Origin of the sequence: Nocardia aurea (assembly GCF_003123685.1) — a bacterium.
In the GTDB taxonomy this organism is placed as follows: Bacteria; Actinomycetota; Actinomycetes; order Mycobacteriales; family Mycobacteriaceae; genus Nocardia; species Nocardia aurea.
On the sequence record NZ_QCYJ01000077.1, the window covers coordinates 1 to 3,495 of the forward strand.

A 3,495-nucleotide genomic window follows, 5' to 3' on the forward strand; every position below is an offset into this window, starting at 1 on the left:
GCGTTGTACCTGGTCAGGCCCTCGTAGATGTTGGACATGGCGATGATCTCGTTGGAGTACGAGCTCGCCGGGTCCCAGTCGGTGACCACGTCGAGGTTCGGGGCGTAGACGAACGTGGCGTCGTTGGCCTTGCCGGAGGTGGCCGCGTTGCTCTCGGCCGACTGGCCCGTGCCGGGCTTGGGGGTGCCGCCCGCGCCGCGCACCTGGCCACCCGCGCATGCGGATGCGGCCATGGCCACGGCGCCGGCGACTCCGGCGACGAGCAGTCGCTTGTGCCAGCGCATGGTTGGGGGTCCTTTCGATGTCGTCACCGGGCGAGAGGTCCGGCGGCCTTGACGTGTACCCGCACGGCGGGCTCGGAGAGATAGCTGAGGGGCACCTCGACCAGGTCCACGATCTCGACCCGCCCGGGGTCGGCGCCCGCGGCCACCGCCCGCCCCGCGGCCTCCTCCTTGGCCCGTTCGATCGCCTTTGACCGGCTTTCGCCCGCAGGCAAGATCGTATCGACTCTGCCGCTCGCCAGCGCGATGGCCGCGCCGACGGCGTTGGCGACCTCGGCGTGGCCGGGGCGGACGACGCGGCTCACTCCGGGGATCTCCGGGGGCAGCAGGAACGCGCCGCCCCCCACCGCCACCAGCGGCCGGTCCGCCCGGCCGAGGGCCATGCGGTCCACGGCGTCGGCGACCATCCCGTCGGCGACGGCCACGGCCCTTTGCAGCATGTCGTGAAGTCCTTCCGACCTGTCGGGCCCGGTGGTGAGCCGCTCGGCCCAGCCCGCGGCGTCCGGAGGGGTGCGGCCGGCGGCCACCGCCGCGTCGGTCATCGTGGCCGTCGCCCCGCCGAACACCAGAGCCTCCTCGGCGATCCGGTAACCCACGGAGTCAGGCCCCACCCCGTGGCCCCTGACCACGCTCCCGCCGCCCAGCGCGATGGCCAGGATGTCCGGCATGCGGAAGTTGGTCAGCACGCCGCCGATCTCCACCGCCGCGGCCGACTCCCTCGGGAAGCCGCCGGCCAGCACCCCGAGGTCGGTGGACGTCCCCCCGACGTCCGCCACGATCGCGTCGCCCACGCCGGACAGGAACGCGGCCCCGCGCAGGGAGTTCGCCGGGCCGGAGCCGATGGTCGACACCGGCAGCCGCGCCGCGTGCTCCAGCGTCATAAGCGTGCCGTCGTTCTGGGCGAGGTACGGCGTCGCGTCCAGCCCGCGTTCGTTCAGCGCCGTGACCAGCGCCTCGGTGACATGGGCCGCCACGCCGTACAGGGCCGCGTTGAGCACGGTCGCGTTCTCGCGCTCCAGCAGGCCGAGCGAGCCGATCTCGTGGCTGAGCGAGACGGGCAGCCCGTACTCCCGTCCGACCAGCTCCTCGACCACCCGCTCGTGCTCCGCGTTCGCCGGGCTGAACACGCTGGTGACCGCGACGGCGTCCGCCTCCACCCCGTCCAGGAACCGGCGGATCGCGCCGGGGTCGAGCGGGCTGATCTCGCGCCCGTCGACGTAGTGCCCGCCCGGGACCACGGCCTCGCCGGCGGAGACGGCCTTGCGCAGGTCGGCGGGCCAGTCGGACAGCGGCGGCACGGACGTGGTGGCGGGGGCGCCGAGCCGGAGTACGGCGACCCGGCCCAGGTTCCGGCGTTCCAGGATCGCGTTGGTCGCGTGGGTGGTGCCCAGCATGACCCGCGTGACATGCCCCGATCGGGCTGGGGCTGCGTCGATGACGGCGTCGAGGGCCGCGTCGAGGGCCGCCCGCAGCCCGGCGGTCACCTCGGGCGTGGTCGGCCGCTTGGCCTTGGCGACGACCCGGTCGGCGGCGTCGAGCACCACCGCGTCCGTGTTCGTGCCGCCGACGTCGATCCCGACGCGCAGGCTCCGCTCACTCACCCGCCACCCCCACGGGACCGTCAGCGGGGGCCTCGGTCAGGTTCTCCACCGGCACGTAGTCCAGGTCGTAGCCGAACGCCCGCGGCCCCGCCGTCTCCAGCCCCTTCGGCGTGCGCCAGAGGGGGTCGCACGGCCAGGCGAGCACCGTGACGCGCTGGCCGTACCTGAGCCCCTCGGTCTGGACCGCGATGGCCGTCTCGGTGTCGACCACCGTGATGAGGTCCGGCACCATGGCCCTGAACCGGCCGTCCTCGACGGCGACGAGGTTCTCGTTCTGGAGTTCTAGGGTGAGGGTCCTGCCCCGGTCGTCTCCGATGCCCTCGATCGTGGCCGTGCCCCTGACGAACCCGCCCGTGGTGCGCCGTTCCACGTCGGCCAGCTTGCCCGTGATCAGCCTGGCGGCCCCCAGCTCGCGCCGCAGCGCCTCCAGCGGCTCGGCCGTGCCCTCCGTGGCCCGGCCCACGGCGAGCGCGCGGGTGACCGTACCCTCGATGACCGCGCCCCCGGCCTGCTCGGCGGTGAGCACGTAGTCGGCCATGAGCGCGTGCGAGCCCGCGGCGACGCAGACCGCGCGCGCCAGCCGTTCCGACCAGAGTCCGTCGACGGGACGTATCGTGACCACGTTGCCCGCGACGTCGGACATGATGACGAGGTCGGCGGGCAGCCCGGCCACGTACATCGACACCATCTGCACCTCGGGGAACGCCCGGCCCATCCCGTCGGCGTCCAGCAGCGGCAGCCGCAGCCGCGCGGCCCAGGCCACGGGCGCCACGCCGTTCGCGCCGCCGATCTCCGACGACATGACCGCGCCGGGCGGCCGGCCGAAGAGGCGCTCGACCTCCTCCGCGATCCGCTCCGGCTCCCTCTCGCCGGGGATCATCTCGTGGCTGACGGTGGGGGCGCCGATGCCGGAGAGCGGCACCACCAGCGCGTCGCCGGGCAGGTCGGCCAGCCGGACGAGCGGTACCGCCCCGTACTCCTGGATCGCCCGCTTCGCCGCCAGCGCCCCGGTGCGCACGTCTCCCCCGCCGCCGGTGCCGAGCACGGCGCATCCGCGGGCGAGGGCGGCGACATCACCTAACTCAATCTTCATATGGCGACAAAACCAAGCACATGCCACACCATTTGGCCAGTCCCGCATTCGGGCCGGAACCGACTTATCCCCGTGAACTGCCGTTTCACCGCCGAGCACCATCCCTGACTGGGATCCTTGTCTGGTCATGTCCGAAGCCAGTGAGGCGTTCCGCCGCGTGCTGCCGCTCGCCGCCGAACACCACGCCGACCTCGACAGCGCGGCCCGGCTCATGATCGCACACGCCTGGGTCGGCGGCGGCGCGCCCCACTTCGCGGCCTCCCTGGCCACGCACCGCGGCTCCCTCCAGTCGGCGCTGGCCCTCGCGCTGTCCTCCCTCTCCCAGGCGGCGGCACGCCAGGGCGCCCAGCCCCCCGCGGTGCCACACCTCGCCACCCAGGTGCCGGCCGCACCGCCCACCCACGGACCGTTCCGCGGCATCGACACCCGGGCGATGTCCGCCCTGATCGCCGCCCTCGACGCCGCCGCGAACCGCCTCACCGCGACGGGACACCACCTTCGAGCCGAGCTGGCCGCCCTC

At 73.9% G+C, this 3,495-nt stretch carries 4 protein-coding genes; 1 reads left to right on the forward strand and 3 read right to left on the reverse strand.

Annotated elements, in window-relative coordinates:
* The 3 genes from DAT37_RS13050 to DAT37_RS13060 form a co-directional block, all read right to left on the reverse strand.
* The coding region (locus DAT37_RS13050) for a hypothetical protein (RefSeq protein WP_198654252.1) at positions 1-284 on the reverse strand (284 nt) is incomplete at its 3' end.
* A gap of 23 nt (positions 285-307) precedes the next feature.
* A complete protein-coding gene (locus DAT37_RS13055) occupies positions 308-1,882 on the reverse strand; it encodes a hydantoinase/oxoprolinase N-terminal domain-containing protein (RefSeq protein WP_109525012.1) in 1,575 nt (524 codons plus the stop codon).
* Complete coding sequence (locus DAT37_RS13060) at positions 1,875-2,975, reverse strand: DUF917 domain-containing protein (RefSeq protein ID WP_109525013.1); 1,101 nt, start codon at positions 2,973-2,975, stop codon at positions 1,875-1,877. The genes DAT37_RS13055 and DAT37_RS13060 overlap by 8 nt, the downstream gene beginning before the upstream one ends.
* A gap of 127 nt (positions 2,976-3,102) precedes the next feature.
* Here DAT37_RS13060 and DAT37_RS13065 point away from each other — a divergent pair.
* On the forward strand, positions 3,103-3,495 hold a 393-nt coding region (locus DAT37_RS13065; protein WP_198654253.1), incomplete at its 3' end, for a hypothetical protein.